The following is a 24,040-nucleotide window of genomic DNA, read 5'->3' on the forward strand; positions in this document are numbered from 1 at the left end:
ATGTACGAGACGCGCTACCATCGCCCAGCGACGCTGGCGGAGGCCCGCGCCCTGTTCACGCCTGACGCCAGATACATCGCCGGCGGCCAGACATTGCTGCCGGTGATGAAGCAGCGCGTCGCCGCCCCGACCGACCTCATCGACATCGCCCGCCTGCCGGAGCTGCGCGGCATCGCCGTCGCCGGCGACACCCTCACCGTCGGCGCCGCCACGACCCATGCCGAGGTCGCGGCCTCCGACGTCGTGCGCCAAGCCATCCCGGCGCTTGCCGCGCTGGCGGCGCTCATCGGCGACCCGGCCGTCCGCCACCTCGGAACCATCGGCGGCTCGCTCGCCAACAACGACCCGGCCGCCGACTACGCCGCCGCGGTGCTGGCGCTGGACGCGACGATCCACACCGACCGCCGCGCGATTTCCGCCGCCGATTTCCTGCGCGGCCTGTTCACCACCGCGCTGCAGGACGGCGAGATCATCGTCAAGGTCGCCTTCCGCCCTCCGGCCAAAGCCGCCTACGAAAAATTCCGCAACCCCGCCTCGCGCTACGCCATCGCCGCCGCTTTCGTCGCGATGGCGAAGGACCGCACGGTCCGAGTAGCCATCACTGGCGCCGGCAACAACGGCGCCTACCGCGCCACCGCAATCGAAAAGGCACTGACGGAAAACTGGTCGCCCGCCGCCATCGACGCCGTCACGATCGACGAGACGACAATGCTGGGCGATATCCACGCCACCCCCGCCTACCGCGCCAACCTCGTGAAGGTCATGGCCAAGCGCGCCCTCTCGAGAGCGGGATAGACACTCCTCCCCAAAACGCCTTCGGCGTTTTGACCCTCCCGCAAGGGGAGGGTTCACCCTTGTTGAAACATCGAGCCCCAAAAAACTCCGCTTGAGCCCTCCCCTTGCGGGAGGGCCGAAACCGCAAAGCGGTTTCGGGGAGGGGTGTCTCTCCTCCGTTCGACCTCGCAGTGGGACCTCTCACCCTCCATGACCCCACGATTGCACTCCGCTCATACTTCCCGTTCCGGGCACGGCGACCGCGCCTATAGCCAAAGGCGAAGCGCGCTGGGTGGGGTTGCCTCCAACGCGCCCGAGTGCCATCTCATCCCACGCAATGATCGTCTGCTCCTGCAACGTCCTCACCCACTCGCGCATCCTCGCCGCCGCCCAGATGCTGGCCGCCGAGGATGCCTTCCGCCCGATCACCCCCGGCCGCCTGTTCAAGGCCCTGGGCGCCCGCCCCAATTGCGGCACCTGCTTCGCCACCATCCGCAAGGTCATCGCCGACGGCGGCCTGACCTTCACCTGCCCGGAGCTGCTGGCGAGCGTCGCGGAAGCCGCCGAGGATGAGCGCGAGCAGGAGATCCTCATCGTCATCGACGTTTGACCCCGCCAACAGCATCCACTAACTTAGAATTATTCCAAGAATAAGCGGAGAAGCGGCAATGAAGGGCGATCCCAAGGTCATCGACTACCTGAACCAGGCGCTCCGCCACGAGCTGACGGCGGTCAACCAGTACTGGCTGCACTACCGGCTGCTCGAAGATTGGGGCCTTGCCAAGCTCGCCAAGAAGGAACGCGCCGAATCGATCGAGGAGATGCAGCACGCCGACAAGCTCGTCGACCGCATCATCTTCCTCGACGGCTTCCCCAACATGCAGCAGCTCAATCCGCTGAAGATCGGACAGAGCGTGAAGGAGATCCTGGAGTCGGACCTGGAAGGCGAATACGAAGCCCGCGCCCTCTATTCGGAAGCGCGCGAAGTCTGCGACGGCGCCGCCGATTTCGTCTCGATGAAGCTGTTCGAGGTGCTGCTCGCCGACGAGGAGGGCCACATCAACTTCCTCGAGACCCAGCTCAAGCTCTACGCCGACATCGGCGCCGAGAACTACAGCCAGCTCAACGCCGAACCCGCCAACGAAGAAGCCGACCACGCGACGTGAGCTGAACGCCGCCGCCGCAACAAGCCGAGCCCTCCCCTTGCGGGAGGGCCAAAACCGCAAAGCGGTTTTGGGGAGGGGTAGCGGTGCCGCACCGATCCGTGCCCGCGCCGAATAAGCGCAACGCCCGCGCCATGCGCCGCGAAATGACGCCGGCCGAAGTGCGGCTCTGGCTACGGCTGAATCGCCGCCAGCTCGACGGCCTCCGCTTCCGCCGCCAAGCGACACTCGGCAACTACATTGTCGATTTCTTCTGCCCGGAGCGGCATCTGATCGTCGAGATCGACGGCGATCACCACGGCCACGACGCCGTTGTCGTTGCCGATGCGGCACGAACGACGTGGCTGGAAACACAGGGCCATCGCGTACTGCGCTTCTCAAATTCTGATGTGATGTCGAATCTCGACGGCGTCTACATGGCGATCTGGGAGGCAGCCACTGCACCCCTCCCCAAATCGCCTACGGCGATTTGACCCTCCCGCAAGGGGAGGGTTCAAGCGGAGTCCAGGTCGCTCAACGAGTCGAGCCCTCCCCTTGCGGGAGGGCCAAAACCGCAACGCGGTTTTGGGGAGGGGTGTGCCTCAGCAAGCGCTGCCCGTGACAATCGCCGCAGAGCTACGGCGTCCATCCGACGTCGCCGCGTTTTCCCTACCGCCCCGACTACCCCCGCCACCGCCTTCCACCAACCTCCACCCCAAACATCGTCGGCGTCCGCGCAAACGCCGCGATCCCCGCCAGCGCCGCGTCTTCCTTCGTGATGATCGCCGTGGACATCCCCTCCATCAGCTTCCCGTGCGGCCACTTGTCGACGAACGCGGCGCGAAATCCGCCCGCCTTCAGCACCGGCGCTATGCGCGCCGTGATACCGCCGGCGAGGTAGACGCCGCCGCGCGCCATGAACACCAGCGCCGTGTCGCCGGCGACGCGGCCGAGGTGCTCGGCGAAAATCGCCAGCGTCTCCTTCGCCTGCCCGTCGTCGCCGGAAAGTCCGTTGGCGGTGATCTCCGCCGGCGTGTCGTAGCGCGGCGCGACGCCGTCGCTGGCGCAGATCGCCTTGTAGAGCCGCACCATCCCCGCGCCGCAGAGCACCGTCTCCGCCGACACCCGCGGCCCATGCCGTTCGATGTGCGGCCACACATCGAGGTCGCGCGCCGTCACCGGCCCGAGGCCCACGTGCCCGCCTTCGCCGGGGATCGGAATCCACACGCCGCGGCTCAAGACCAGCGCCCCGGCGCCAAGCCCGGTGCCCGGTCCGATCACCACGCGCGCGCCTTCGCCGATCGTGCCGCCGCCGACCGGATCGATGTCGTCCGGCCCGAGCTCCGGCAGCCCCAGCGACTGCGCCTCGAAATCGTTGAGCAGTACGACCTCGGCCATCCCGAAACGCGAGATCAGAGTCTTCGGCGTCACCACCCAGTCGCAGTTGGTGAGCGGCACGCTATCGCCGGTGATCGGCCCGGCCAGCGCCAGCACCGCCGCCTTCGGCTCTGCGCCCGCCTTGCCGACGACGGCGTCGGCGATGGCATCGTCGATGGTGGGGAAGTCGGCGGTGTGCACGTTGGGCAGGCGCCGCACCGGCGCCTCGGCATCCTCGATCACCGCGAAGCGCGCGTTGGTCCCGCCGATGTCGCCGATCAGGATCGGGAAGGGGAGGTGGTCGAGGTATCCGTTCACCGCGTCGCTCCGGGAAACAAAAGCGCCTCAGGCCGCGCCAGCAGAATGTCCGCTGTCCGCCGGTTGAGCGCCATCGGAATATCGTAGTGCACTGCAAGACGGGTCAGCGCCTTGACATCGACGTCATGCGGCATCGGCGACAGCGCGTCGATAAAGAAGATCAGCGCCGAGATCTTGCCGTCCGCGATCAGCGCGCCGATCTGCTGGTCGCCGCCGACCGGCCCGCTTTTCAGGCGCGTGACGTCGAGTTCGGGGCAGGCCTCCAGCACGCGCGTGCCCGTCGTGCCGGTGGCATAGAGCGCGAATTCGGCGAGCGTCGCCCGATGGTCGCGCGCGAACTCGACCATCACGGCCTTCATCTGGTCGTGCGCGACGAGCGCGATCGCTCCCTCGCGGCGCATCCTAATCCTTGATGTACGGCTTGCCGTCCGCCGCCGGCGCGCGCGCCCGGCCGACAATGCCGGCAACCAGCACGATCGTCGCGATATACGGCGCCATGGCGAGGAACTCCGACGGGATCGGCACCTGCAGGATGGCGAGCTTCTGCTGCAGCGAATCCGCGAAGCCGAACACCAGCGCCGCCAACAGCGCGCCGACCGGATGCCAGCGCCCGAAGATCATCGCGGCGAGCCCGATGAAGCCGCGCCCGCCGGTCATGTTGTCGTCGAAGCGCCCGACCGAGCCGAGCGTGAACCACGCCCCGCCAAAGCCCGCCACCATGCCGCCGATGGTGACGTTGATGTAGCGCAGCCGATAGACGTTGATGCCCAGCGTATCGGCCGCCTCCGGATGCTCGCCGACGGCGCGGGCGCGCAGCCCCATGCGCGTGTGGAACAGATAGTACGTCGCGATCGCGATCATGATCGCCGCGCCGTAGACGAAGATGTTCTGCTGGAACAGCACGCGCCCGACCACCGGCAGGTCGGAGAGGAACGGAATCTCGATACCGCGGAACACCGGCGCATTGTTGAGCCAGCGATATTGCGTCAGCACCTGGCTCGACACGTATGACGTAAGCCCCAGCACGAAAAGATTTATGGCGACGCCGGCGATGATCTGGTCGACCCGGTAGGTGATGACCAGCGCGCTGAGCATCAGGCCCATCAGCCCGCCGACGATGATCGCGGCAACCAGCCCGCCCCAACCGCCGAGCAGCGAGCCCGCGACGGCGCCGGTGAATGCCCCGGAAAGCAGCATCCCTTCGATGCCGATGTTAACCACCGCGACGCGCTCCGACAGCACGCCGACCAGCCCGCCGAGCGCTATCGGCACCGCCCGCACGATCGTCGATTCCAGCATGCCGGTCAGCGAGAACGATTTCCCTGCCGTCGCCCAGACGAGGAATGCCGTGACGACGAGGAACAGACCGATGCCGAGGAAGATCGCCGACGTCCGCGCCGCGCCGCGCGCGAACTGCCGCGCGCCGAAGAACGCCAGCAACGCCGCCACCACGAACACGTATGGCGCCGCCGGCACGACGAGGTCGGGCACCGCGAACATGTCGCCGGGCAGCGCCAGCCGGAAGTCGGCCTCGCCGGAAAGCCCGATGCCGAAGATGCCGGCGACGAATACCGCGAGCGCCAGCAGCAGCCACCCGGTGATCAGCGTCTGCCGCCGCTTCGCCTGGTCGAGACTCGACGGCGCGTTGCTGGTGTCGCGGAGCGTCATCCTAGCCTTCCCCCGGCACGCGCTTGGCGAAGGCGAACGGGAAGATCGCGCGCACCAGCATCGGCGCCGCGACGAAGATGATGATCAGCGCCTGGATGATCGAGATGAGGTCGATGCGCACGCCGGCCGAGACCTGCATCTGTCGCCCTCCCGCCTCGAGCGCGCCGAACAGCAGCCCGGCGAGCAGCACGCCGACCGGATGCGATCGCCCGAGCAGCGCCACCGCGATCGCATCGAACCCGGCGCCGCCGGAGAAGCCGGGCGAGGCGCGGCCGAGCACGCCGAGCACCTGGTTGGCGCCGGCAAGCCCGGCGAGCGCGCCCGAGCACGCCATCACCAGCACGATGATCAGGCTGGAGCGCATGCCGGCGTAGCGCGACGCCTCCGGATTGGAGCCCGACGAACGGAACTCGAAGCCCGTCGTCGTCTTGAACAGCAGCCAGTAGACGAAGGCGACCGCGATCACCGTGATGATGATGCCGAGGTGAACGCGCAGCGTCGGGTCGAGCCAGGTGAGCAGCTTCGGCAGTTGCGCCGAAGGCAGCACCGACTGCGAGATCGGGTCGGAGCGACCCGGTTTCTGGATCGGCGGGTTGCGCAGCATGTAGTCGGCCAGCCGCATCGCGATGAAGTTCAGCATGATCGTGGTGATGACTTCGTGCGCCCCGGTCGCCGCCTTCAGCCAGCCGGCGATCGCCGCCCACAGCGCCCCGACGATCATCCCGGCGGCGAGCGCCAGCGGCAGGTGGATGAACATGGGCAGGTTGGTGAAGGCGAAGCCGACGGCCACCGCCGCCATGCCGCCGAGGATCAGTTGCCCCTCGGCGCCGATGTTGAACAGCCCGGCGCGGAAGCCGAGCGCCAGGCCGAGGCCGGCAAGCGTCAGCGGCGCCGCCGCCGTCAGCGTCTCGCTGATCGCCGAGATCGACCCGACCGAGCCGGTGAACAGCGCCCCGAACGCCACGCCGATCGAGGAGAGGCTGACGCCGGTGGCGAGCATGATGATGCCGCCCAGCACCAGCGCGATGATGACCGCGAGGATCGGCACCAGCACGATCTGCTCGACGTCGAAACGCGTGACCACGACGCGCCGCAATACTTCGGTCGCGATCGGCGAGGCCGGCTTGTCGCTGGTGCTCATGCCGTGACCCCGTCGGCGGTGGCGCCGGCCATGGCGAGGCCGATCTCCTTCACGTCCGCTTTGTCGTGCGTGAATTCGGCGACGATGCGCCCGCGGAACATCACCAGGATGCGGTCCGACAGCGACAGGATCTCGTCGAGCTCCGTCGAAACGATCAGCACGCCGACGCCCTGGTCGCGCGCCGCGATCAGCCGGTCGTGGATGTATTCGATCGATCCCACGTCGACGCCGCGCGTCGGCTGCGCCGCGATCATCAGCTTGATGTCGCGCGACAGCTCGCGCCCGACCACCAGCTTCTGCTGGTTGCCGCCGGACAGATGGTCGGCGAGCGCGAAGATGGAGGGCGTGCGCACGTCGAAATCGGCGACGATGCGCGCGCTCTCCTTGTAGACCTCCGGCCAGCGCATCGTGATGCCGCGCGAGAAGCGCCGCTCGTAGTAGGAATCGAGCACCGCATTCTCCGCCACCGTGAAGTCGGCGATCATGCCCGAGCGCTGCCGGTCCTCCGGCACATGCGCGATGCCGCGCCTATGCCGCTCTCGCGTCGAGGCACGCGTGATGTCCTGCCCGAGAAACGAGACGCTGCCGGCGAGCATCGAGCGCAGCCCCGTGATTACCTCGACCAGCTCGGTCTGCCCGTTGCCCTGCACCCCCGCGACGCCGACCACCTCGCCGGCGCGCACGACAAAATCGACGCCGTCGACCGCCACTTCGTCGCGCTCGTTGAGCGCGCGGATGCCTTTCACCTCGAGCAGCGTCGCCCCGACGCTGGTGGCCCGCTGGTCGACCGAGAAGCGCACCGAGCGCCCGACCATCATCTCGGCGAGATCGGCATCGGTCGCCGTCTTGGGATCGCCTTCGCCGACCACCTTGCCGCCGCGCAGGACCGAGATGCGATCCGCGACGGCGAGCACCTCGCGCAGCTTGTGCGTGATGAAAACCAGCGCCTTGCCGGCGTCGCGCAGCGACCGGATGATGCCGAAAAATTCGATAACTTCCTGCGGTGTCAGCACCGCCGTCGGCTCGTCGAAGATGATGACGTCGGCCGAGCGGAACAGCACCTTGATGATCTCGACGCGCTGCTGCAGGCCGACCGGGATCTCCTCGATGATCGCGTCGGGATCGACCTCCAGCCCATGCTCGGCGCTGATCGCCGACACCTGCTGCCGCGCCTTGGCAAGATCGAGATAGTCGAGTTTGCCGGTCGGCTCGACGCCCAGCACGACGTTCTCCGCCACCGTGAAGACAGGCACCAGCATGAAGTGCTGGTGCACCATGCCGATGCCGGCGTGGATGGCGTCCTTGGCGTCGCGGAAGCGCGTCGGCTTGCCGTCGATCAGGATCTCGCCTTCGTCCGGCCGGTAGAGGCCGGAGAGCACGTTCATCAGCGTGGATTTGCCGGCGCCGTTTTCGCCGAGCAGGCCGAGGATTTCGCCCGGCCGGATTTTCAGGTTCACGTCGGAGTTGGCGACGACGCTGCCGAAGCGCTTGGTGATGCCCTTGAGCTCGATTTCCAAGGTCGACCCGTCCCGCCGCCGATCTTCTTTTTCAGGCTCGCGCGCCCTCGAGCCTTTGTCTTTATGCAAGTCCGCCGCGTCCTTGTGGGACGCGGCGGGCCATATTGCGGTAGTCCGTGCGGGCTGACTAGCCCTTCACGGAGATCGAGCCGTCCTTGATGCCGGCGGCGATCTTGTCGAGCTCGGCCTTGAGGTCGGCGGGGACCGCCGAGTCGAGATCGTGGAACGGAGCCAGCCCGACGCCGCCGTTGGCGAGCGTGCCGACGATGACGCCGCCCTTGAACGAGCCATCGACCGCCTGCTTGATCGCCGCGACGGTGGTCGCGTCCATGTTCTTCAGGATCGAGGTCAGGAACACGCCCTTGTGCTCCGGATCGGTGTTGTACTGGTCGACGTCCACGCCGATGATCTTCAGCTTGTCGACGCCGAGTTCGGTGGCGAGCGCCGCCGACCCCTGCCCGACCGGGCCGGCGACCGGCACGACGATGTCCGCGCCTTCGTCGTTCAGGTTCTTGGCGAAGGTCTTGCCGTCGTCGAGCGAGTCGAAGTTGTTGGTGAACAGGCCTTCCTTCTTGACCGGATCCCAGCCAAGCACCTTCACCGTCTTGCCCTTCTGCTTGTTGTAGTAGTCGACGCCGCGCGCCACGCCATCCATGAAGATGGTAACCGGCGGAATGTTGAGGCCGCCGAAGGTGCCGACGACGCCCGACTTCGAAACGCCCGCCGCGAGGTAGCCCGCGAGGAACGCCGCTTCGTCGGTGTTGTAGACTTGGCCGAGCACGTTCGGGATGGTCGGGTCGTAGGCGAAGTCGACGATCGAGAACTTGATGCCGGTGTTGGCTTCGGCCGCCGCCTTGGTGGCGTCGCCGAGCAGGAAGCCGACAGTGATGATCATGTCGCACTTCTCGCTGACGAACGAGTTGATGTTCGGGACGTAATCCGTCTCGGCCTTCGACTCGAGCAGCTTGCCTTCCACGCCGGGGACCGACGTCTGCGCGTCCTGCACGCCCTTCCAGGCCGTCTGGTTGAAGCCCTTGTCGTCGACGCCGCCGGTGTCGGTGACCTGGCAGACCTTGTAGGCAAATGCAGGCGCCGTCGCGCCGAGAACCGCTACGGCAAAGGCCGCGGCGATCGTGTTCGTCATTACGCGTGATTTCAACTTACCCTCCGAATGTTCAGGATTTACGGACCCCCGGCGGCCTGGCTTGGCCGGCCCTGAGGCAATTCTTGGCAGGTCTCCGCATTGAAACAGGCGTCGCCACCCTCGTGGCCGCCCACTCCCGTTGGCAACCGAAACAATCGCTCCGGGGCCGCTTTCCGCGGCCTTCCGGGCGGCTTGCAAACGCCTGTCTGCAAGCCCCGATCGTTCCAGATTTGCATGAACCGCCGTCATTTTCATGTGGATTCTTTCACCAGTTGGAAAATATCGTGCACACGGACGAGGCCGGTTGCACCCGTGGCCGGCGCGCCCGAAGATGCCCGCAAGGCCGTGCGCCAGAAAGCGCGGCCGGGGCAGGGGAGGCAGGATGAATCGCGCGCTGTTCGACCAGGCGAAGGCGGTGCGCGACCGCGCCCACGCCCCGTACTCCAGGTTCCACGTCGGCGCCGCGATCCTCACCGCCGCCGGCACGACGCACGTCGGCGCCAACGTCGAGAACGCGTCCTATCCGGAAGGCTGGTGCGGCGAAACCTCCGCCATCGCCGCGATGGTCGCCGCCAACCCGCCCGGTCCCGGCCGCCGCATCGCCGAGATCACCGTCGTCGCCGATCGTATCGAGGGCCGCCTGACGACGCCGTGCGGCGGCTGCCGGCAGCGCATCGCCGAGTTCGCGGCGATAGGCACGCCGGTGCACGTCATCGATCCGGGCGGCGAGGGGCAGACCTTCCGCATCGAGCAACTGCTCCCGTCGGCCTTCGAGATGGAGGACACCAAGTGAAGGGCGAGGGCGAGAAGGCCGCCGCCGCGATCCGCGCCCGCGCCGATCTGCCGTACTCCGTCGGCATCGTGCTGGGCTCCGGCCTCGGCGGCCTCGGCGACGAGATCCAGGACTCGGTCCGTATTCCCTACCGCGAGCTGGAAGGTTTCCCCGTCTCCGGCGTCTCCGCGCACCGCAGCGAGGTCGTTGCCGGCTGGCTCGAGGGCGCCGCCGTCATCGCCTTCTCCGGGCGCGAGCATTATTTCGAGCACGGCAACGCCGCGGCGATGCGCGGGCCCGTCGCCACGCTCGCCGCGCTCGGCACCGACACGCTGATCTGCACCAACGCCGCCGGGTCGCTGCGCACCGAGGTCGGTCCCGGCGAGGTGATGCTGATCACCGACCATATCAATTTCGCCGGCGCCAATCCGTTGATCGGCCAGCCCGGCGACGAGCGTTTCGTCGGCCTCACCTCCGCCTACGATCCCGACCTCCGCGCCTCGATCCTCGCCGCCGCCGAGCGCGAGGGCATCTACATGAACACCGGCGTCTACATGTGGTTCTCCGGTCCCTCGTTCGAAACGCCGGCCGAAATCCGCATGGCCCGCCTCGCCGGCGCCCATGCCGTCGGCATGTCGACGGTCCCCGAAATCATCCTCGGCCGCTTCTTCGGCCTCCAGTGCGCCGCCGCCTCCGCAATCGTAAACTTCGCCGCCGGCATGACCGGCGCCGAAATCACCCACGAGGAAACGAAGGAACTGGCCCCGCTGGGTGCCGGAAAGCTGGCGCGCATCATCAAGCGGTATCTGCGCGACAGGGTGTGGAGCTGACCTCCCCAGACTGTCGTCCCCGCGAAGGCGGAGACCCAGTACAGATTGACGGCGCGGCGTTTACTGGATTCCCGCCTTCGCGGGTGACAACCAACAAGCGGCGAGGAGCGCCGAAGGCGCGACAGGGAAAGCAAAAATGCTCCCCCAGGAAATCATCCGCAAGAAACGCGACGGCCAGCCGCTCACCAAGGCCGAGATCGCCTTCATGGTCGAGGGCCTGACTTCGGGCGCGGTGACGGAAGGCCAGGTCGCCGCCTTCACCATGGCGACCTTCTTCAAGGGCATGACGCGCGAGGAGGCCGTCGCGCTGACCGAGGCGATGCGCGACTCCGGCACCGTGCTCGACTGGTCGGGCCTCCCGGGCCCGGTGCTCGACAAGCACTCGACCGGCGGCGTCGGCGACAACGTCTCGCTGATGCTGGCGCCCGCGCTCGCCGCGTGCGGCGCCTACGTGCCGATGATCTCCGGCCGCGGCCTCGGCCACACCGGCGGCACGCTCGATAAGCTCGACGCGATCCCCGGCTACACGACGCAGCCCGACAACGCGCTCTTCCGCAAGGTCGTGCAGCAGGTAGGATGCGCCATCATCGGCCAGACCGCCGACTTGGCGCCGGCCGACAAGCGCGTCTACGCCATCCGCGACGTCACCGCGACGGTAGAGTCGATCCCGCTCATCACCGCCTCGATCCTGTCGAAGAAACTCGCCGCGGGCCTGGGCGGCCTCGTCCTCGACGTGAAGACCGGCACGGGCGCCTTCATGCAGAAGATCGAAGACTCCCGCGGCCTCGCCAAAAGTCTGGTCGAGGTCGCGAACGGCGCCGGCCTGAAGACCAGCGCGCTGATCACCGACATGAACGAGCCCCTTGCCACCGCCGCCGGTAACGCCGTCGAGGTGCGGAACGCCATCGATTTCCTCACCGGCGCCCACGTCGACCGCCGCCTGTGGGACGTGACGGTAGCGCTCGGCGGCGAGCTGCTGGCGCTGGGCGGCATCGCGAATGACGAAGGCGACGGCCGCACCCGCATCGAAAAGGCCTTCACCTCCGGCCGCGCCGCCGAAATCTTCGGGCGCATGTCGGCAGCCCTAGGCGGCCCCGCCGACATCATGGAAAACCCGGCGAAACATCTCCGCCCCGCCCCCGTCAGCCGCGACGTCTTCGCGACGGGCACCGGCGCCGTCAGCGCCATCGACACCCGCGCCATCGGCATCGCGGTCGTGGAGCTCGGCGGCGGCCGCATGCGCGCCGCCGACGCCATCGACCACACCGTCGGCTTCACGTCGCTCGCCGGCCTCGGCGCAAAACTCGATCCGAGGACGCCGCTGGCCAAAGTCCACGCAAAAGACGCAACCTCCGCCGACCGCGCCGAAGCCTCCCTCCGCGCCGCCTACCGCCTCGGCGGCAGCGCTCCAGAGTCGCGCACCGTCTACGAGAGGATCGGCCCCTAACCGATTCCACCGACTCGCATTTCCGCCGCGACCTCAACTTGATTCAGAACGTGAGGCCGAGTCTCTAACTGTCGTCCCCGCGAAGGCGGGGACCCAGTACACGCCGATCTGTCTGTGGCTACTGGATGCCCGCCTGCGCGGGCATGACAACAGAGTTTGTTGCGCGCTACGCCTTCACCGCAATCGTCGTATTCCGCGCGCCAAACGCCTCGACTAGCGAGAAGAACGTCTGCGCATTCTCCAGCGTCAGCCGCACGCAGCCATGCGACGCCGGCGACCCCAGCCGCCCGACCGCCTCGGTCGCATGCACCGCATACCCGCCGGTGAAGAACACGGCATAGGGCATCGGCGCGTCGTCGTAAGTCTTGGAATAATACTCGGCCGCCGTGCGCGTCGGCCGGAAGTCGCCGGTCGGCGTCTCGAACCCGTCCTTGCCGGTCGAAACCCGCCAGGCATACGTCTTCTTCAGCCCCATCTTGTCGATCACGACGACATACATGCGCTGGTCGGCGATGGAGACCATCGCGGTAACCCCGACATCGTTGACCGCGTCGACAATCTGCGGCGGCACCGTCTCCGGCCCGAAGATGAAGAGCTGCAGCGCGGCAAGCAGGGCGAAAAGCGTTGTCATGGGCGTGTCCCCCGGTTGATCGATGATCCCGGTTTACCGCCGCTGCCCTGAGCCGAAGCTGAAGCCGCCGTTGGCCGGCGTTCAGCTTCGGCGGCCCGTGCTTTGCCTCGCTATTTCCGCATTTCGCGCCATGCCGTCTGCCCGACCAGCCGGCTCATCTCGGCGCGGTATTCGTCTTCCGACGTCGACCACCGCAGCCGCGCGTATTCCGCGAGGTCCGGTCCGACCGGATAACGAAGGCGCTGCGAGGTGTCGATCGCCGCGCGATAGATCGTCTCGACCACCGATTGCTCCTCGGTCGCCGCAAACGGGTAGTTCATCATCGCTCCGAGCGCGTGGTCGAAATAGCTCCGGTAGCCCGGCGGGACCGCCGTCGTTTGCATCGCGGCGCCGGTGCTCGCAGAAAAGTTGGTGGTGCGCACCGCGCCAGGTTCAACGAGCTTGACCCGCACGTGCTGCGACTCGAGTTCGTAGGCCAGCGACTCGGAGAAACCTTCCAGCGCCCATTTCGAGGCCACGTAGAAGGACAGCAGCGGGACCGCAACAAAGCCCACGCCGGAACTGATGTTGACGATGGCGCCGTTGCGCGCCCGCAGGTGCGGCAGCGCCGCCCGGATGACGTTCATCGGGCCGAATACGTTGGTGGAAAAAACCCGCTGGATCGCCTCGGCCGCCGTCGCCTCGAAAATCGAGACGATGCTGACACCGGCGTTGTTGACGATGGCGTCGAGGTCCCCGAAACGCCGGACGCCAGCCTCGACCGCGGCTGCGGCGCTCGTCGGGTCGGTGACGTCGAGCGGCTCGACCAGCACGTGATCCGGATAATCGCGCGCCGCGTCGGACGCGGGATTGCGCATCGTCGCCACGACGTTCCAGCCCTCGCCGGCAAAGTGGCGGGCGGTCGATTGGCCGATGCCGGATGAGCACCCGGTAATGAGAACGGTCTTGGCCATCTGCTTCGTCTCCATTTGCGATGAGGCGGAGATAGACGACGGCAGCGATCCGTTCCATAACGTAAAGTCCCCCTTACGTTACGGATCGTACCAATGGATGCTTTGAGCGAGATCGTGCGGCTGCTTAGGCCGGAGACCGTGCTGCTCGGTGAGATGGCGGCGGCCGGACGCTGGGGCTTGCGCATGCCGCCGCAGCCGGGACCGGTGTTCTACCTCGTGACTGAAGGCCGCTGCTGGTATGTGCCCGACGAGGGCGCCCCGACCGAGCTGATCGAGGGCGATTACATGCTGTCGCTGCGGCCGGCGAGCGACACCTTCGTCAGTGAGCCCGGCGCCGAGATCGTGCTGACGACCGAGGCGTACAAGCGTGCCCACAAGGTTGACGGTGAACTGCGCTTGGGCGACCCGGAGCGGCTTCCGACGACGCGCAAGCTCGGCGGCCTCATCCTGTGCAATCCGGCGAACGCGGATCTCCTGCTGGAGCTGCTGCCTCGCGTCGTGATGGTGCGTGCCGAGCGCGACGCGAACGCCCGCCTCCGCGCGCTTCTCTCCCTGCTCAAGCAGGAAGCCGACGGCGCCAGTCCCGGCCGCGAAGCGATTCTTTCGCGCCTTATCGAAGTGCTGCTCATCGAGACGCTGCGCGGCGAAGCCACCGCGTGGTCACCCAATACCGGCGTGCTCGGCGGCCTCGCCGATCCGCAACTGGCCAAGGCGTTGGCCAGCATCCACGCCGACGTCGGCCGTGGATGGACGCTCGCCGAGCTGGCGCGCGACGCCGGCATGTCGCGCTCTGTCTTCGCGCGCCGTTTCTCCGAAGCTGTCGGCGCCGCGCCGGTGGAGTATCTGCTGCGCTGGCGCATGGCGCTCGCCAAGGACGCGCTGCTGCACGGCCGCGGCACGTTGGACGAGATAGCCGCGACCGTCGGCTATAAATCGGCGAGCGCCTTCAGCACCGCGTTCAGCCACAGGGTAGGCTGCCCGCCAAGCGAATTCGCCGCAATGCTGCGTGGCCGCGAAGCCACGACCGCGGCGGCCAGAGCGACGCTAGAGGAAGCTGCGGCCGTGCCTGCCCGGCGCGATCCCAAGGTGCGCCGCGACGCTCTCGCCGATATCCGCAAGCGTCGCGCGCCCGCCGATCGCCTTGCCCGGCCGCCCGCGTAATGTCGCGCAGATCGCAACATGCTCCCGCGTGTGGTCGGTCCCGCGCCACGTCGGATCGTTGCCGTGATCCGCGGTAAAGATCACCAGATCGCCGTCGCGTAACGCGGAGAGCATCTCCGGCACGCGCCGGTCGAACATCTCGAGCGCCGCCGCATACCCGGGCACGTTCCGCGCATGCCCATACAGCGTGTCGAAATCGACAAAATTCGCGAAGACGAAATCCCCGTCGCCCGCCTGGCCCAGTGCCTCAAGCGCCCGGTCGAACAGCGCCATGTCGTTCGGCGCCTTGAGGATCGTGCCGGTCCCGCGATGCGCGAAGATGTCGCCGATCTTGCCGACCGAGAAAACCTTCCGCCCCGCCGCCTCCAGCCGGTCGAGGATCGTCGGCTCCGGCGGCGGCACCGCATAGTCGCGCCGGTTCGCGGTCCGCTTGAACCTCTCGATCGTCTCGCCGACGAACGGCCGCGCGATCACCCGTCCGATATTGAGCGGGTCGCACAGCCGCCGCGCCACCTCGCAGACCTCGTACAGGCGCTCCAGCCCGAAATGCGTTTCGTGCGCCGCGATCTGGAAAACCGAATCCGCGCTCGTGTAGCAGATCGGCTTCCCCGTCCGGATCGACTCCGGGCCGAGTTCGTGGATGATCGGCATCCCCGACGCATGCCTGTTGCCGAGTATCCCCGGCAGCTTCGCCTCGCTGATCAATGCATCGGTCAGCGCCTTCGGAAATGCCGGCACCGTGTCCGGAAAATACGTCCAGGCAAACGACACCGGCACGCCCGCCATCTCCCAGTGGCCGGAGGGCGTATCCTTCCCGGTCGACGTTTCGCGCGCATAGCCCCAGATCGCGTCGGGCGAGGGCGGAGCCTCCAGCCCCGGCGGCAGCGTGCCCGTCGAGGCCTCCGCCGCGCGACCTAAGCCCAGCCCCGTCAGATTGGGCATGCTGAGTTTCCCGCTCCGCAGCCCCGCCTTGTCGCCGGCGCCGACAGCGCACGCCGCCGCGATATGGCCCAGCGTATCGGAGCCCGCGTCGCCGAAGGCGGCTGCATCCTCCGCCCCGCCGATGCCGAAGGAATCCATGACCATGATGATCGCGCGCGCCATGGCCGCACCCTAGGCATGGCCTTCCCCGGGGACAACCGCCACGCCTGTGACGTGCGCCATTGGCGCCGCGCCGGCAGGGCGGCTAGGGTTTCTCGGACAGGCAGCCGGCAATCGGCAGCAGGCAATCGGGCGTCTCCGACTGCCGATTGCCGCGAAGCAGGAGAGTGTCCATGCAGGGCGTCACCGTCGTCAACCACCCCCTCGTTCAGCACAAGCTCACGTTGATGCGCGACAAGGGCACGCCGACGGTGCAGTTCCGCCAGTTGCTGCGCGAGATCGCGCTCCTCCTCACCTACGAGGTGACGCGCGACCTGCCGCTGACCACCAAGCGCATCGAGACGCCGGTCGCCGCGATGGACGCGCCGATCCTGCAGGGCAAGAAGCCGGTGTATGCCTCGATCCTGCGCGCCGGCAACGGCCTGCTGGAAGGCATGCTCGACCTCGTGCCTTCGGCCCGCGTCGCCCACATCGGCATCTACCGCAACCCGCAGACGCTCGAGCCGGTCGAGTATTACTTCAAGGCGCCCGAGGATCTCGCCGATCGCCTGGTCATCGTCGTCGACCCGATGCTGGCCACCGCCAACTCCGCATCGGCCGCCATCGAGAAGCTCAAGCAGCGCGGCGCCAAGGACATCCGCTTCGTCTGCCTGCTCGCCGCGCCGGAGGGCATCGCCCGCCTGCAGAAGGCGCACCCAGACGTGCCGATCTACACCGCCGCCATCGACCAGCGCCTCAACGACCACGGCTACATCGTCCCCGGCCTCGGCGACGCCGGCGACCGCCTCTACGGCACGAAGTAGGAGCGCCGCCGCCGCAACGGGTCGAACCCTCCCCTTGCGGGAGGGTCAAAACCGCGCCGGCGGTTTTGGGGAGGGGTGCCTTCCCAACCTCGGCACCCCGCCGTAAGAACAAGAAAATAGACGGGGAACTACCGATGAAACCGAAATTCGGCGCCATCTACCCAAGCCTGAAGGGCCGCACGGTGCTGGTCACCGGCGGCGGCTCCGGCATCGGCGAATCCGTCGTGGAGCATTTCGCCGCGCAGGGGTCGAAGGTCGGCTTCCTCGACATTGCCGATAAGCCGTCGCAGGCCTTGGCCGCGCGCCTGAAGAAGAAGCACCGGACGGTCCACTTCGAGCACTGCGACCTCACTGACATCGCCGCGCTGAAAGTCGCGATCGCGAACGTGCGCAAGGCGCTCGGCCCCGTCACCATCCTGGTCAACAACGCCGCCCACGACGAGCGTCACGCGCTCGCCGATGTCACGCCCGAATATTTCGACAACCGCATCGCCGTGAACCTCAAGCATCAGTTGTTTGCAATTCAGCAGGTGGTGCCCGACATGCAGAAGGCCGGCGGCGGCGCGATCGTCAACATGAGCTCCGGCTCGTGGATGGTCGGCAGCCAGAACATGCCGGTCTACGTCGCCTCCAAGATCGCCTCCTACGGCCTGGTCCGCGGCCTCGCGCGCGATCTCGGCCGCCAGAACATCCGCATCAACGCGATCTCGCCCGGCTGGATCATGACCAAGCGCCAGAAGGAATTGTGGGTGACGCCCGACGCGCTGGAACAACTGATGAAGGACCAGTCCCTCCAGCGCACGCTCGACCCGGCCGAGATCGCGCGCGCTGTCCTCTTCTTCGCCTCCGACGAATCCTCCGCCGCCACCAACCAGAACTTCGTCTTCGACGGCGGCTGGGTGTAGCCGGAGTTTGCAGAAGCACGATGTTCCGGCAAGGATGAACCCTCCCCTTGCGGGAGGGTCAAACCGCCAAAGGCGGTTTGGGGAGGGGTGTCTCTCCTCCGCATCAAACCGAGCAGCCACGCACTAACGCCGCGACCGCCAAAGGCGGGGAGGGGGTGTCTCTCATCCCCTCCGGCGCACGCATCTCTCATCCGCACGCTGGCATCTCAACCTCCCGCTAACCAACCCGCCAGAACGCCGCCCTCCGGGAGCACGCCGTTAGGCACCCTTGCGGCAGAAAACACCCCATGCAGCAGCGTTTCCTCGCCATCTCCGCCGCAATCGTGTTTGCGGCCGTCGCGCTCCCCTATGTCCTGCCGGGCGTCGTCTCGTCGCTGACCGCGGAAGCCGATCTCGTCGCCAACGGCCCGGAAGAGCCGCGCACCGTCACCATCGGCGCCGACGACAAGGGCCACTTCGCCACCGAGGCGGCCATCGACGGCCGCACGCTGGCGATGGTGGTCGACACCGGCGCCACCAAGGTGGTGCTGTCGGAGAAGGCCGCCCGCGACCTCGGCATCGAGCCGCGCCCCGGCGACTACATCGCCCGCGTCCAGACGGCGAACGGCATCATTCCCGCGGCGCCCGTGTCGCTCGGCGTGCTCAGCGTCGGCAACGTCGCCGTCCAGGATGTCGCGGCCGTCGTCGTAAAAGGCGATGCGCTGGAACTGAATCTGCTCGGTATGAGTTTCCTCAGTCGACTGACGAAATTCGAGGCCGGCGACGGGCAGCTCGTCCTCGTTCAATAGTTTCGCCCAATATTTCTTGCCACGACGCGCCCCTCCGGTTTGAGTGGCGCGCCCGCCGGCGTTGAACCAAGGACCGCGCACCGCATGCTGCCGAAGCCCGTCGCCGCACTCACCCCCAACACCTTCGCCTACGAGACGACGCCGCTGGTCAAGCCGACCGGCTTCCGCGAATACGACGCGCGCTGGTGGTTCGGCGTGCCCGGCTCGCCGAAGGCGCCGGAGCTCAACCTGATGGGTGCCACCGCCATCGGCATGGGGCTGGGCACGCTGCTCGGCGAAATGGGCGTCCACCGCGACATCGTCGTCGGCCACGACTACCGCGCCTATTCCCAGTCGATAAAGCTGGCGCTCGTCGCCGGCCTGGTCGCCTCCGGCTGCCGCGTCCGCGACATCGGCCTCGCCGTCACGCCGATGGCCTATTTCGCCCAGTTCGAGCTGGGCGTGCCGGCCGTCGCCATGGTCACCGCCTCGCACAACGAGAACGGCTGGACCGGCGTCAAGATGGGCGCCGAGCGCCCGCTCACCTTCGGCCCCGACGAGATGACGCGCCTGAAGGACATCGTGCTCTCCGCGACGTTCAACCAGAAGGACGGCGGCACCTACGAGTTCATCGACAATTTCGCCGCCCGCTACATGGCCTCGTTCGGCGACAGGCCGCGCTGGAAGCGCAAGATGAAGGTCGTCGTCGCCTGCGGCAACGGCACCGCCGGCGCCTTCGCCCCCACGGTGCTGGCCGCACTCGGCGCCAACGTAGTCCCCCTCGATGTCGAGCTCGACTACAACTTCCCGCGCTACAATCCCAACCCGGAAGACATGGAGATGCTCCATGCCATCAGCAAGGCGGTGAAGGAGAGCGGCGCCGATCTCGGTCTCGGCTTCGACGGCGACGGCGATCGCTGCGGCGCCATCGACAACAACGGCGACGAGATCTTCGCCGACAAGGTCGGCGTCATGCTGGCGCGCGACCTCTCCGCCGTGCACCCGAATTCCACCTTCGTCGTCGACGTGAAGTCGACCGGCCTCTACGCCACCGATCCGGTGCTGAAGCAGAACGGCGCCAGGACCGACTACTGGAAGACCGGCCATTCCTACATCAAGCGCCGCGTCAACGAGCTGCACGCGCTCGCCGGCTTCGAGAAGTCCGGCCACTATTTCTTCGCCACTCCGATCGGCCGCGGCTACGACGACGGCCTGCTCTCGGCGATCGCCATCCTCGACATGATGGACCGCAACCCCGGCAAGTCGCTCGCCGATCTCACCGGCGCGCTGTCCAAGACGTGGGGCTCGCCGACCATGTCGGCGACCTGCCCGGACGAGGAGAAGTACGGCGTCGCCGACGAGGTGAAGGCGAAGTTCGAGAAAATGAAATCCGCCGGCGACAAGATCGACGGCCACGCCATCGTCGATCTGATCACCGTCAACGGCGTCCGCGTCGTCACCGACGACGGCACCTGGGGCCTCGTCCGCGCCTCGTCCAACAAGCCCGAGCTGGTGGTCGTGGTCGAGAGTCCGGTGTCGGAGGCGCGCATGCGTGCTATGTTCGCGACCGTCGATAAGGCGCTCCGCGAGGGCCATCCCTCCGTCGGCGCCTACAACCAGACAGTCTAGCGAACACACGGATTCCGGGCGTTTCTAGCCATTTATGCGGACTATCGTTCACGCGCGCGTGAACGGTAGACTGAAATTCCACTGATTCCAGTGGAGGGGGCTTCGCATGGAGTCGCGCCTATTCGGGCGGCTGCCGGACGGCACTGAAGTCCGCGAAGTCACCATCGCCGCGGCCGACCTGACGGTCAGTGTTTTGACCGTCGGCGCCGTCATTCGCGATATCCGCCTCGCCGGCGTCGGCCATCCCCTCGTGCTGGGCTTCGACCGTGCCGAGGATTACGTCCTCCATTCGCCCCACGTCGGCGCCGTCGCCGGCCGCTCCGCCAACCGCATCGCCAAGGGCCGCTTCGCCATCGACGGCCGCCCGTACCAGGTGTCGCTGAACGAGAAGGGCAAGCAGCACCTGCACGGCGGCTTCGTCGGCTTCGGCATGCGCAACTGGACGCTGGTCGCGAGCGACGCGGCGAGCGTGACGCTCCGCATCGTCAGCCCGGACGGCGAGGAGGGCTACCCCGGACGTGTCGAGGCGACGGTGCGCTACTCGGTCGAGGCCGGCAACGTCCTCCGCATGGAGGCGACGGCCACCACCGACGCGCCGACGCTGGTCAACCTCGCCCAGCATTCGTACTTCAACCTCGACGATTCGCCGGACATCCTCGATCACACGATCCAGATCCTCGCCGACTCCTACACGCCGACCGACGCCGATCTGATCCCGACCGGCGAGGTTCTCGCCGTTGCCGGTTCCAATTTCGATTTCCGCGCCCCGCATACGATCCGGCGCATGCGCGGCACCGATCGCATCGCGTTCGACAAGAACTACGTCGTCGGCCGCCAGCGCTCTGCCACGCCGCGCGAGCAGGCGCGCCTCTCGTCGCCGAAGAGCGGCGTCACCTTGTCGGTCGCCTCGACCGAACCGGGCCTCCAGTTCTACGACGGCATGTCGATGAACATCCCGGTCCCCGGCCTCGGCGGCCGCCGCTATAAGGTCAACGGCGGCGTCTGCCTCGAGCCGCAACTCTTCCCCGACGCCCCCAACCACCCCGGCTTCCCGACCTCGATCCTCCGCCCGGGCGAAACCTACCGCCAGATCACCACCTTCACCTTCGCGCGCTAGCGCAGCTTGTCGGAGCGAGGCGCTTCAACAAGCCGAACCCTCCCGCAAGGGGAGGGCTCAGCCGGGCTGCACGACCCGCACTCCACTTTGTTGAACCCTCCCCTTGTGGGAGGGTCAAAACGCCTTCGGCGTTTTGGGGAGGGGTGTGCCTCCTCCGCGCACCGCTGAGACCTCAGAGCCCGCCGAAGCACACCCCTCCCCAAAACCACCGCGCGGTTTGGCCCTCCCAGGGGGAAGGCGGCTGCAAGACCCGGACTCCACTTTGTTGAACCCTCCCCTTGCGGGAGGGTCAAAACGCCGAAGGCGTTTTGGGGAGGGGTGTGCCTCCCCCGCACATCGCTGAGACATTAACGCCGCCGAAGCACACCCCTCCCCAAAACCGCTGTGCGGTTTTGGCTCTCCCACAAGGGGAGGGCTCAGCCGGGCTGCACGACCGACACTCCACTTGTTGAACCCTCCCCTTGCGGGAGGGTCAAAACGCCAAAGGCGTTTTGGGGAGGGGTCTGCCTCCTCCGCACACCGCTGAGACATCAGAGCCCGCCGAGACACACCCCTCCCCAAAACCGCGAAGTGCGGTTTTGGCCCTCCCGCAAGGGGAGGGCTCAAGCGGAGTTTGCCGCCGCCCTTGCACCCCAAACCACGCCGATGCGTAATATCCCCATGCCGCGGCGCCTCCTCCCAGCAATGATTCTGGCAATGACTATCGCGGCCACCGCCGCCAACGCCGACTGGCGCGAGGACGTGAAGGTCCTGCGCGTCGGCATCCTCACCGCGGAAACCCCCGGCGCCGACATCGCGCGCCTCGAGCCGTTCCGCGCCTATCTCGCCGACAGGATCGCGCTGCCGGTGGAACTCGTCCCCGCCACGTCGATGGCTACCCTGATCGAGGCCGAGACCAGCGGCCGCGTGCAGTACGCGATCTTCTCCGCCAGCGCCTATGCCGCGGCTTCCGAGATCTGCCAATGCGTCGAGCCGCTGGCGCTGCCCGCCGCGATGGATGGCTCGCGCGGCTTCCACGCCATCCTGCTCGCCCGCGCCGATAGCCCGATGCAGAAACTCGAGGATACCGATGGCGCCCGCCTGGCGCTCGGCGCCTCCGATTCGGTCGCCGGCCGGCTCGTGCCGCTGAAGGCCTTCGCCGCCGCCGGCATCGATCCGGCGTCGCACTTCGCCGCCCTCTACGAATCGCCCGGTCCGGTCGACGCCATCCGCGCGCTGCTCGACGGCCGCGCCGATCTGGCGCTCGCCTGGTCGAGCCTCGCCGGAGACGCCGCCACCGGCTACTCGTTCGGCCCGCTGGCCACCATGGTCGCCGCCGGCGCGCTGTCGATGGATCAGGTGCGCATCCTCTGGCAATCGCCGCTGATCCCGTTCGGCCCGCATGCGGTGAGGACCGACATGCCCGCCGAGGAAAAGACCGCGCTCCGCGATGCGCTGACCGCGATGGGGGCAGAGGCGCCCGATATACTCGACGCGGTCGATCGCTCGGCCTATGGCGGCGGTGGATTTGTCGCGGCGACCGCGGAAGATTACGCGCCGCTGGCGGCGCTGGTCGCGCCTTTGCCCGCCGCGCCGCCTACGACGCCGGCGGTGGCCCGCTGATGCCGTTGCTGAGGCGCGGGCGCAGGTAGAACTGATCGTGCAGGTCGAAGTGGCCGGTCAGGACGTAGCCGATCGTCGGCGTGTAGTCGTAGTGCACCTCGGCCGTGATCAGGTACGTGTTCGGCGTCAGCAGCGTCTGCGGCAGGTTGGTGATGTACGTGTTCGGCTTCGCCGCCTTGGTCGTGTCGGTTTCATGCGGATCGATCGGCAGCGGCGTGTCGTTGGCATTGGCCGAGCTCCACACGACGTGCACCTTGGGCGGCGTGGCGCCGTCGATGTGATACTCGCTGATCCTGATCTTCAGCGAGCTCGCCGAATACGGCGTCATGATCGACGACGCCGCGTTCATGATGTTAGTCATGTCGCCGGCCGAGATCGCATCCTTCGACTGCGTCACCAGATCGCTCAGCGTGCTGGTGATGTGCGTCACCTTGCGCGCGATCGTCAGGCCGTTGCCGAGTTCGTTGCAGCCGAGATAGAGCGTCAGCATCACCGGCAGGATGAGCGCGAACTCGACCGCCGAGACGCCCTGCGCGTTGCGCCGGAAAAGCCAGAGCGGCCGCTTGAGCCGCATGATGATGCCGCCGCCTACCATGGGAAGGGCTCGTTGCGGAATGCCGCCGTGGCGACCAGCAGGTGCGTGCCGTTCGGCATGGTGGCGAGGTTGTTGCCGAGCCGGTTCACGAACACCGGCCACGAGTAGTAGGCGCGCACCAGGATGATGTCGCCGCCCTTCGTGTTGCCCAGGAAGCCCAGGTTCGTCGTGTCGAGATTGCCTTTGTCGGCCCCGCTGGCGACGGTCGGAATGCCGAGATCGATCGAGCCGAACGAGGAAAACTTCTTGAGGTCGATGCTGAGGCCGCCCGGGCAGTTGAACATCGGCGCGAGATACACGCACATCGCCGCCTTGAACTGGTCGGAGGTCATCTCGACCTTCTGCGCCTGCCCGGTGCGCACCTGGCGGGCGACGCGCGCCAGCGTGTCCTCGAAGTAGTTCTGCGCGAAGAACGTCAGCGCCGTCTCGAGGATCGCGAACATCAGCGCGAAAAACGGCAGCGCGACGAGACTGAATTCGACCGCGGTCGCGCCGCGCGCGCTGCGGACGAATCGGCCGACGACGGCGCGCGCCGCGCTGTCGCGTGCGGCTGTGCCGAGATTCCTGAGCCTGCCGATAACGGATGCCATGGCGCGACGGTATGGTGCGACGGGCGCGTGAATCCCACGGCCCTCCGCCACTTTTG

Annotated in this window: 25 protein-coding genes; 14 read left to right on the top strand and 11 right to left on the bottom strand. The window is 67.4% G+C overall.

What is annotated here, in order from left to right; genetic code table 11:
• The 4 genes from WDM94_04105 to WDM94_04120 all read left to right on the top strand — a co-directional run bounded on the left by WDM94_04105 (position 1) and on the right by WDM94_04120 (position 2,410).
• Positions 1 to 795 (top strand): FAD binding domain-containing protein, encoded by a 795-nt coding sequence (locus WDM94_04105; protein MEJ0011810.1) that lies wholly within the window; start codon positions 1 to 3, stop codon positions 793 to 795.
• Between the two features lie 316 nt (positions 796 to 1,111).
• A complete protein-coding gene (locus WDM94_04110; protein ID MEJ0011811.1) occupies positions 1,112 to 1,384 on the top strand; it encodes a hypothetical protein in 273 nt (90 codons plus the stop codon).
• A 58-nt stretch (positions 1,385 to 1,442) separates the two neighbouring features.
• Complete coding sequence (gene bfr, locus WDM94_04115; GenBank protein MEJ0011812.1) at positions 1,443 to 1,940, top strand: bacterioferritin; 498 nt, start codon at positions 1,443 to 1,445, stop codon at positions 1,938 to 1,940.
• Positions 1,941 to 2,038: 98 nt separating this feature from the next.
• Positions 2,039 to 2,410 carry an endonuclease domain-containing protein gene (locus WDM94_04120; GenBank protein MEJ0011813.1) on the top strand — a complete coding sequence of 124 codons (372 nt, stop codon included), beginning with the start codon at positions 2,039 to 2,041 and terminating at the stop codon, positions 2,408 to 2,410.
• Between the two features lie 187 nt (positions 2,411 to 2,597).
• Here the strand turns inward: WDM94_04120 and WDM94_04125 are convergent, their stop codons facing one another.
• The 6 genes from WDM94_04125 to WDM94_04150 all read right to left on the bottom strand — a co-directional run bounded on the left by WDM94_04125 (position 2,598) and on the right by WDM94_04150 (position 9,081).
• Entirely contained in the window at positions 2,598 to 3,611 is a 1,014-nt protein-coding gene (locus WDM94_04125) for a glucokinase (GenBank protein MEJ0011814.1), read from the bottom strand.
• Positions 3,608 to 4,012 (bottom strand): methylglyoxal synthase, encoded by a 405-nt coding sequence (locus tag WDM94_04130; protein MEJ0011815.1) that lies wholly within the window; start codon positions 4,010 to 4,012, stop codon positions 3,608 to 3,610. Before WDM94_04130 ends, WDM94_04125 begins: the two co-directional genes overlap by 4 nt.
• Before the next feature lies 1 nt (position 4,013).
• Positions 4,014 to 5,279, bottom strand: coding sequence for an ABC transporter permease (locus WDM94_04135; protein ID MEJ0011816.1), 1,266 nt, complete (start codon positions 5,277 to 5,279; stop codon positions 4,014 to 4,016).
• 1 nt (position 5,280) lies between these two features.
• Complete coding sequence (locus WDM94_04140) at positions 5,281 to 6,420, bottom strand: ABC transporter permease (GenBank protein ID MEJ0011817.1); 1,140 nt, start codon at positions 6,418 to 6,420, stop codon at positions 5,281 to 5,283.
• A complete protein-coding gene (locus WDM94_04145; GenBank protein ID MEJ0011818.1) occupies positions 6,417 to 7,937 on the bottom strand; it encodes an ABC transporter ATP-binding protein in 1,521 nt (506 codons plus the stop codon). The genes WDM94_04140 and WDM94_04145 overlap by 4 nt, the downstream gene beginning before the upstream one ends.
• 127 nt (positions 7,938 to 8,064) lie before the next feature.
• Complete coding sequence (locus WDM94_04150) at positions 8,065 to 9,081, bottom strand: BMP family ABC transporter substrate-binding protein (protein ID MEJ0011819.1); 1,017 nt, start codon at positions 9,079 to 9,081, stop codon at positions 8,065 to 8,067.
• A 382-nt stretch (positions 9,082 to 9,463) separates the two neighbouring features.
• On the opposite strand from WDM94_04150, the gene cdd reads away from it, so the two are divergent.
• From cdd to deoA, 3 genes are all read left to right on the top strand, one after another.
• Positions 9,464 to 9,874, top strand: a complete 411-nt coding sequence (gene cdd, locus WDM94_04155) for a cytidine deaminase (protein ID MEJ0011820.1) — start codon at positions 9,464 to 9,466, stop codon at positions 9,872 to 9,874.
• Positions 9,871 to 10,683: a purine-nucleoside phosphorylase gene (locus WDM94_04160; GenBank protein MEJ0011821.1), complete on the top strand. Its 813-nt coding sequence runs from the start codon at positions 9,871 to 9,873 to the stop codon at positions 10,681 to 10,683. Before cdd ends, WDM94_04160 begins: the two co-directional genes overlap by 4 nt.
• A 136-nt stretch (positions 10,684 to 10,819) precedes the next feature.
• Positions 10,820 to 12,130, top strand: a complete 1,311-nt coding sequence (deoA, locus tag WDM94_04165) for a thymidine phosphorylase (GenBank protein MEJ0011822.1) — start codon at positions 10,820 to 10,822, stop codon at positions 12,128 to 12,130.
• A gap of 166 nt (positions 12,131 to 12,296) precedes the next feature.
• Here deoA and WDM94_04170 read toward each other — a convergent pair whose 3' ends face one another.
• Positions 12,297 to 12,761: a L,D-transpeptidase gene (locus tag WDM94_04170; protein MEJ0011823.1), complete on the bottom strand. Its 465-nt coding sequence runs from the start codon at positions 12,759 to 12,761 to the stop codon at positions 12,297 to 12,299.
• Between the two features lie 110 nt (positions 12,762 to 12,871).
• A complete protein-coding gene (locus WDM94_04175) occupies positions 12,872 to 13,714 on the bottom strand; it encodes an SDR family oxidoreductase (protein MEJ0011824.1) in 843 nt (280 codons plus the stop codon).
• A 93-nt stretch (positions 13,715 to 13,807) separates the two neighbouring features.
• On the opposite strand from WDM94_04175, the gene WDM94_04180 reads away from it, so the two are divergent.
• A complete protein-coding gene (locus WDM94_04180) occupies positions 13,808 to 14,875 on the top strand; it encodes an AraC family transcriptional regulator (GenBank protein MEJ0011825.1) in 1,068 nt (355 codons plus the stop codon).
• On the opposite strand, the gene WDM94_04185 is transcribed toward WDM94_04180, so the two are convergent.
• Positions 14,759 to 15,979, bottom strand: a complete 1,221-nt coding sequence (locus WDM94_04185; GenBank protein ID MEJ0011826.1) for a phosphopentomutase — start codon at positions 15,977 to 15,979, stop codon at positions 14,759 to 14,761. The genes WDM94_04180 and WDM94_04185 overlap by 117 nt on opposite strands.
• 170 nt (positions 15,980 to 16,149) lie before the next feature.
• Between WDM94_04185 and upp the strand changes: the two genes are divergently transcribed.
• The 6 genes from upp (at position 16,150) to phnD (ending at position 22,799) form a co-directional block, all read left to right on the top strand.
• On the top strand, positions 16,150 to 16,779 hold the full coding sequence (gene upp / locus WDM94_04190; protein ID MEJ0011827.1) for a uracil phosphoribosyltransferase: 630 nt from the start codon (positions 16,150 to 16,152) through the stop codon (positions 16,777 to 16,779).
• Between the two features lie 134 nt (positions 16,780 to 16,913).
• The gene (locus tag WDM94_04195) at positions 16,914 to 17,684 is read left to right on the top strand and encodes an SDR family oxidoreductase (protein ID MEJ0011828.1); all 771 of its coding nucleotides are present in this window, start codon (positions 16,914 to 16,916) and stop codon (positions 17,682 to 17,684) included.
• A 287-nt stretch (positions 17,685 to 17,971) separates the two neighbouring features.
• Positions 17,972 to 18,472 (top strand): TIGR02281 family clan AA aspartic protease, encoded by a 501-nt coding sequence (locus tag WDM94_04200; GenBank protein MEJ0011829.1) that lies wholly within the window; start codon positions 17,972 to 17,974, stop codon positions 18,470 to 18,472.
• Between the two features lie 84 nt (positions 18,473 to 18,556).
• A complete protein-coding gene (locus WDM94_04205; GenBank protein MEJ0011830.1) occupies positions 18,557 to 20,080 on the top strand; it encodes a phosphomannomutase/phosphoglucomutase in 1,524 nt (507 codons plus the stop codon).
• Between the two features lie 106 nt (positions 20,081 to 20,186).
• Positions 20,187 to 21,197 carry an aldose epimerase family protein gene (locus tag WDM94_04210; protein MEJ0011831.1) on the top strand — a complete coding sequence of 337 codons (1,011 nt, stop codon included), beginning with the start codon at positions 20,187 to 20,189 and terminating at the stop codon, positions 21,195 to 21,197.
• A gap of 684 nt (positions 21,198 to 21,881) precedes the next feature.
• Complete coding sequence (phnD, locus tag WDM94_04215) at positions 21,882 to 22,799, top strand: phosphate/phosphite/phosphonate ABC transporter substrate-binding protein (protein ID MEJ0011832.1); 918 nt, start codon at positions 21,882 to 21,884, stop codon at positions 22,797 to 22,799.
• Here phnD and WDM94_04220 read toward each other — a convergent pair.
• On the bottom strand, positions 22,774 to 23,394 hold the full coding sequence (locus WDM94_04220) for a TadE/TadG family type IV pilus assembly protein (GenBank protein ID MEJ0011833.1): 621 nt from the start codon (positions 23,392 to 23,394) through the stop codon (positions 22,774 to 22,776). The two genes, phnD and WDM94_04220, sit on opposite strands and share 26 nt — an antisense overlap.
• Positions 23,388 to 23,984 carry a TadE/TadG family type IV pilus assembly protein gene (locus WDM94_04225; GenBank protein MEJ0011834.1) on the bottom strand — a complete coding sequence of 199 codons (597 nt, stop codon included), beginning with the start codon at positions 23,982 to 23,984 and terminating at the stop codon, positions 23,388 to 23,390. Before WDM94_04225 ends, WDM94_04220 begins: the two co-directional genes overlap by 7 nt.
• Positions 23,985 to 24,040: the final 56 nt, after the last annotated feature.

It is taken from the genome of Bauldia sp., from assembly GCA_037200845.1.
In the GTDB taxonomy this organism is placed as follows: Bacteria; Pseudomonadota; Alphaproteobacteria; order Rhizobiales; family Kaistiaceae; genus DASZQY01.

Excerpts from the sequence above, each read along its gene's own strand:
- upp (MEJ0011827.1), top strand. The coding sequence starts at position 16,150 with ATGCAGGGCGTCACCGTCGTCAACCACCCCCTCGTTCAGCACAAGCTC.
- WDM94_04150 (MEJ0011819.1), bottom strand. The coding sequence starts at position 9,081 with ATGACGAACACGATCGCCGCGGCCTTTGCCGTAGCGGTTCTCGGCGCG.
- WDM94_04185 (MEJ0011826.1), bottom strand. The coding sequence starts at position 15,979 with ATGGCGCGCGCGATCATCATGGTCATGGATTCCTTCGGCATCGGCGGG.
- WDM94_04105 (MEJ0011810.1), top strand. The coding sequence starts at position 1 with ATGTACGAGACGCGCTACCATCGCCCAGCGACGCTGGCGGAGGCCCGC.
- WDM94_04180 (MEJ0011825.1), top strand. The coding sequence starts at position 13,808 with ATGGATGCTTTGAGCGAGATCGTGCGGCTGCTTAGGCCGGAGACCGTG.
- WDM94_04225 (MEJ0011834.1), bottom strand. The coding sequence starts at position 23,984 with ATGGCATCCGTTATCGGCAGGCTCAGGAATCTCGGCACAGCCGCACGC.
- WDM94_04140 (MEJ0011817.1), bottom strand. The coding sequence starts at position 6,420 with ATGAGCACCAGCGACAAGCCGGCCTCGCCGATCGCGACCGAAGTATTG.
- WDM94_04175 (MEJ0011824.1), bottom strand. The coding sequence starts at position 13,714 with ATGGCCAAGACCGTTCTCATTACCGGGTGCTCATCCGGCATCGGCCAA.
- WDM94_04195 (MEJ0011828.1), top strand. The coding sequence starts at position 16,914 with ATGAAACCGAAATTCGGCGCCATCTACCCAAGCCTGAAGGGCCGCACG.
- WDM94_04205 (MEJ0011830.1), top strand. The coding sequence starts at position 18,557 with ATGCTGCCGAAGCCCGTCGCCGCACTCACCCCCAACACCTTCGCCTAC.
- phnD (MEJ0011832.1), top strand. The coding sequence starts at position 21,882 with ATGATTCTGGCAATGACTATCGCGGCCACCGCCGCCAACGCCGACTGG.
- bfr (MEJ0011812.1), top strand. The coding sequence starts at position 1,443 with ATGAAGGGCGATCCCAAGGTCATCGACTACCTGAACCAGGCGCTCCGC.
- WDM94_04110 (MEJ0011811.1), top strand. The coding sequence starts at position 1,112 with ATGATCGTCTGCTCCTGCAACGTCCTCACCCACTCGCGCATCCTCGCC.
- WDM94_04200 (MEJ0011829.1), top strand. The coding sequence starts at position 17,972 with ATGCAGCAGCGTTTCCTCGCCATCTCCGCCGCAATCGTGTTTGCGGCC.
- WDM94_04170 (MEJ0011823.1), bottom strand. The coding sequence starts at position 12,761 with ATGACAACGCTTTTCGCCCTGCTTGCCGCGCTGCAGCTCTTCATCTTC.
- cdd (MEJ0011820.1), top strand. The coding sequence starts at position 9,464 with ATGAATCGCGCGCTGTTCGACCAGGCGAAGGCGGTGCGCGACCGCGCC.
- WDM94_04210 (MEJ0011831.1), top strand. The coding sequence starts at position 20,187 with ATGGAGTCGCGCCTATTCGGGCGGCTGCCGGACGGCACTGAAGTCCGC.
- WDM94_04220 (MEJ0011833.1), bottom strand. The coding sequence starts at position 23,394 with ATGGTAGGCGGCGGCATCATCATGCGGCTCAAGCGGCCGCTCTGGCTT.
- WDM94_04135 (MEJ0011816.1), bottom strand. The coding sequence starts at position 5,279 with ATGACGCTCCGCGACACCAGCAACGCGCCGTCGAGTCTCGACCAGGCG.
- deoA (MEJ0011822.1), top strand. The coding sequence starts at position 10,820 with ATGCTCCCCCAGGAAATCATCCGCAAGAAACGCGACGGCCAGCCGCTC.
- WDM94_04130 (MEJ0011815.1), bottom strand. The coding sequence starts at position 4,012 with ATGCGCCGCGAGGGAGCGATCGCGCTCGTCGCGCACGACCAGATGAAG.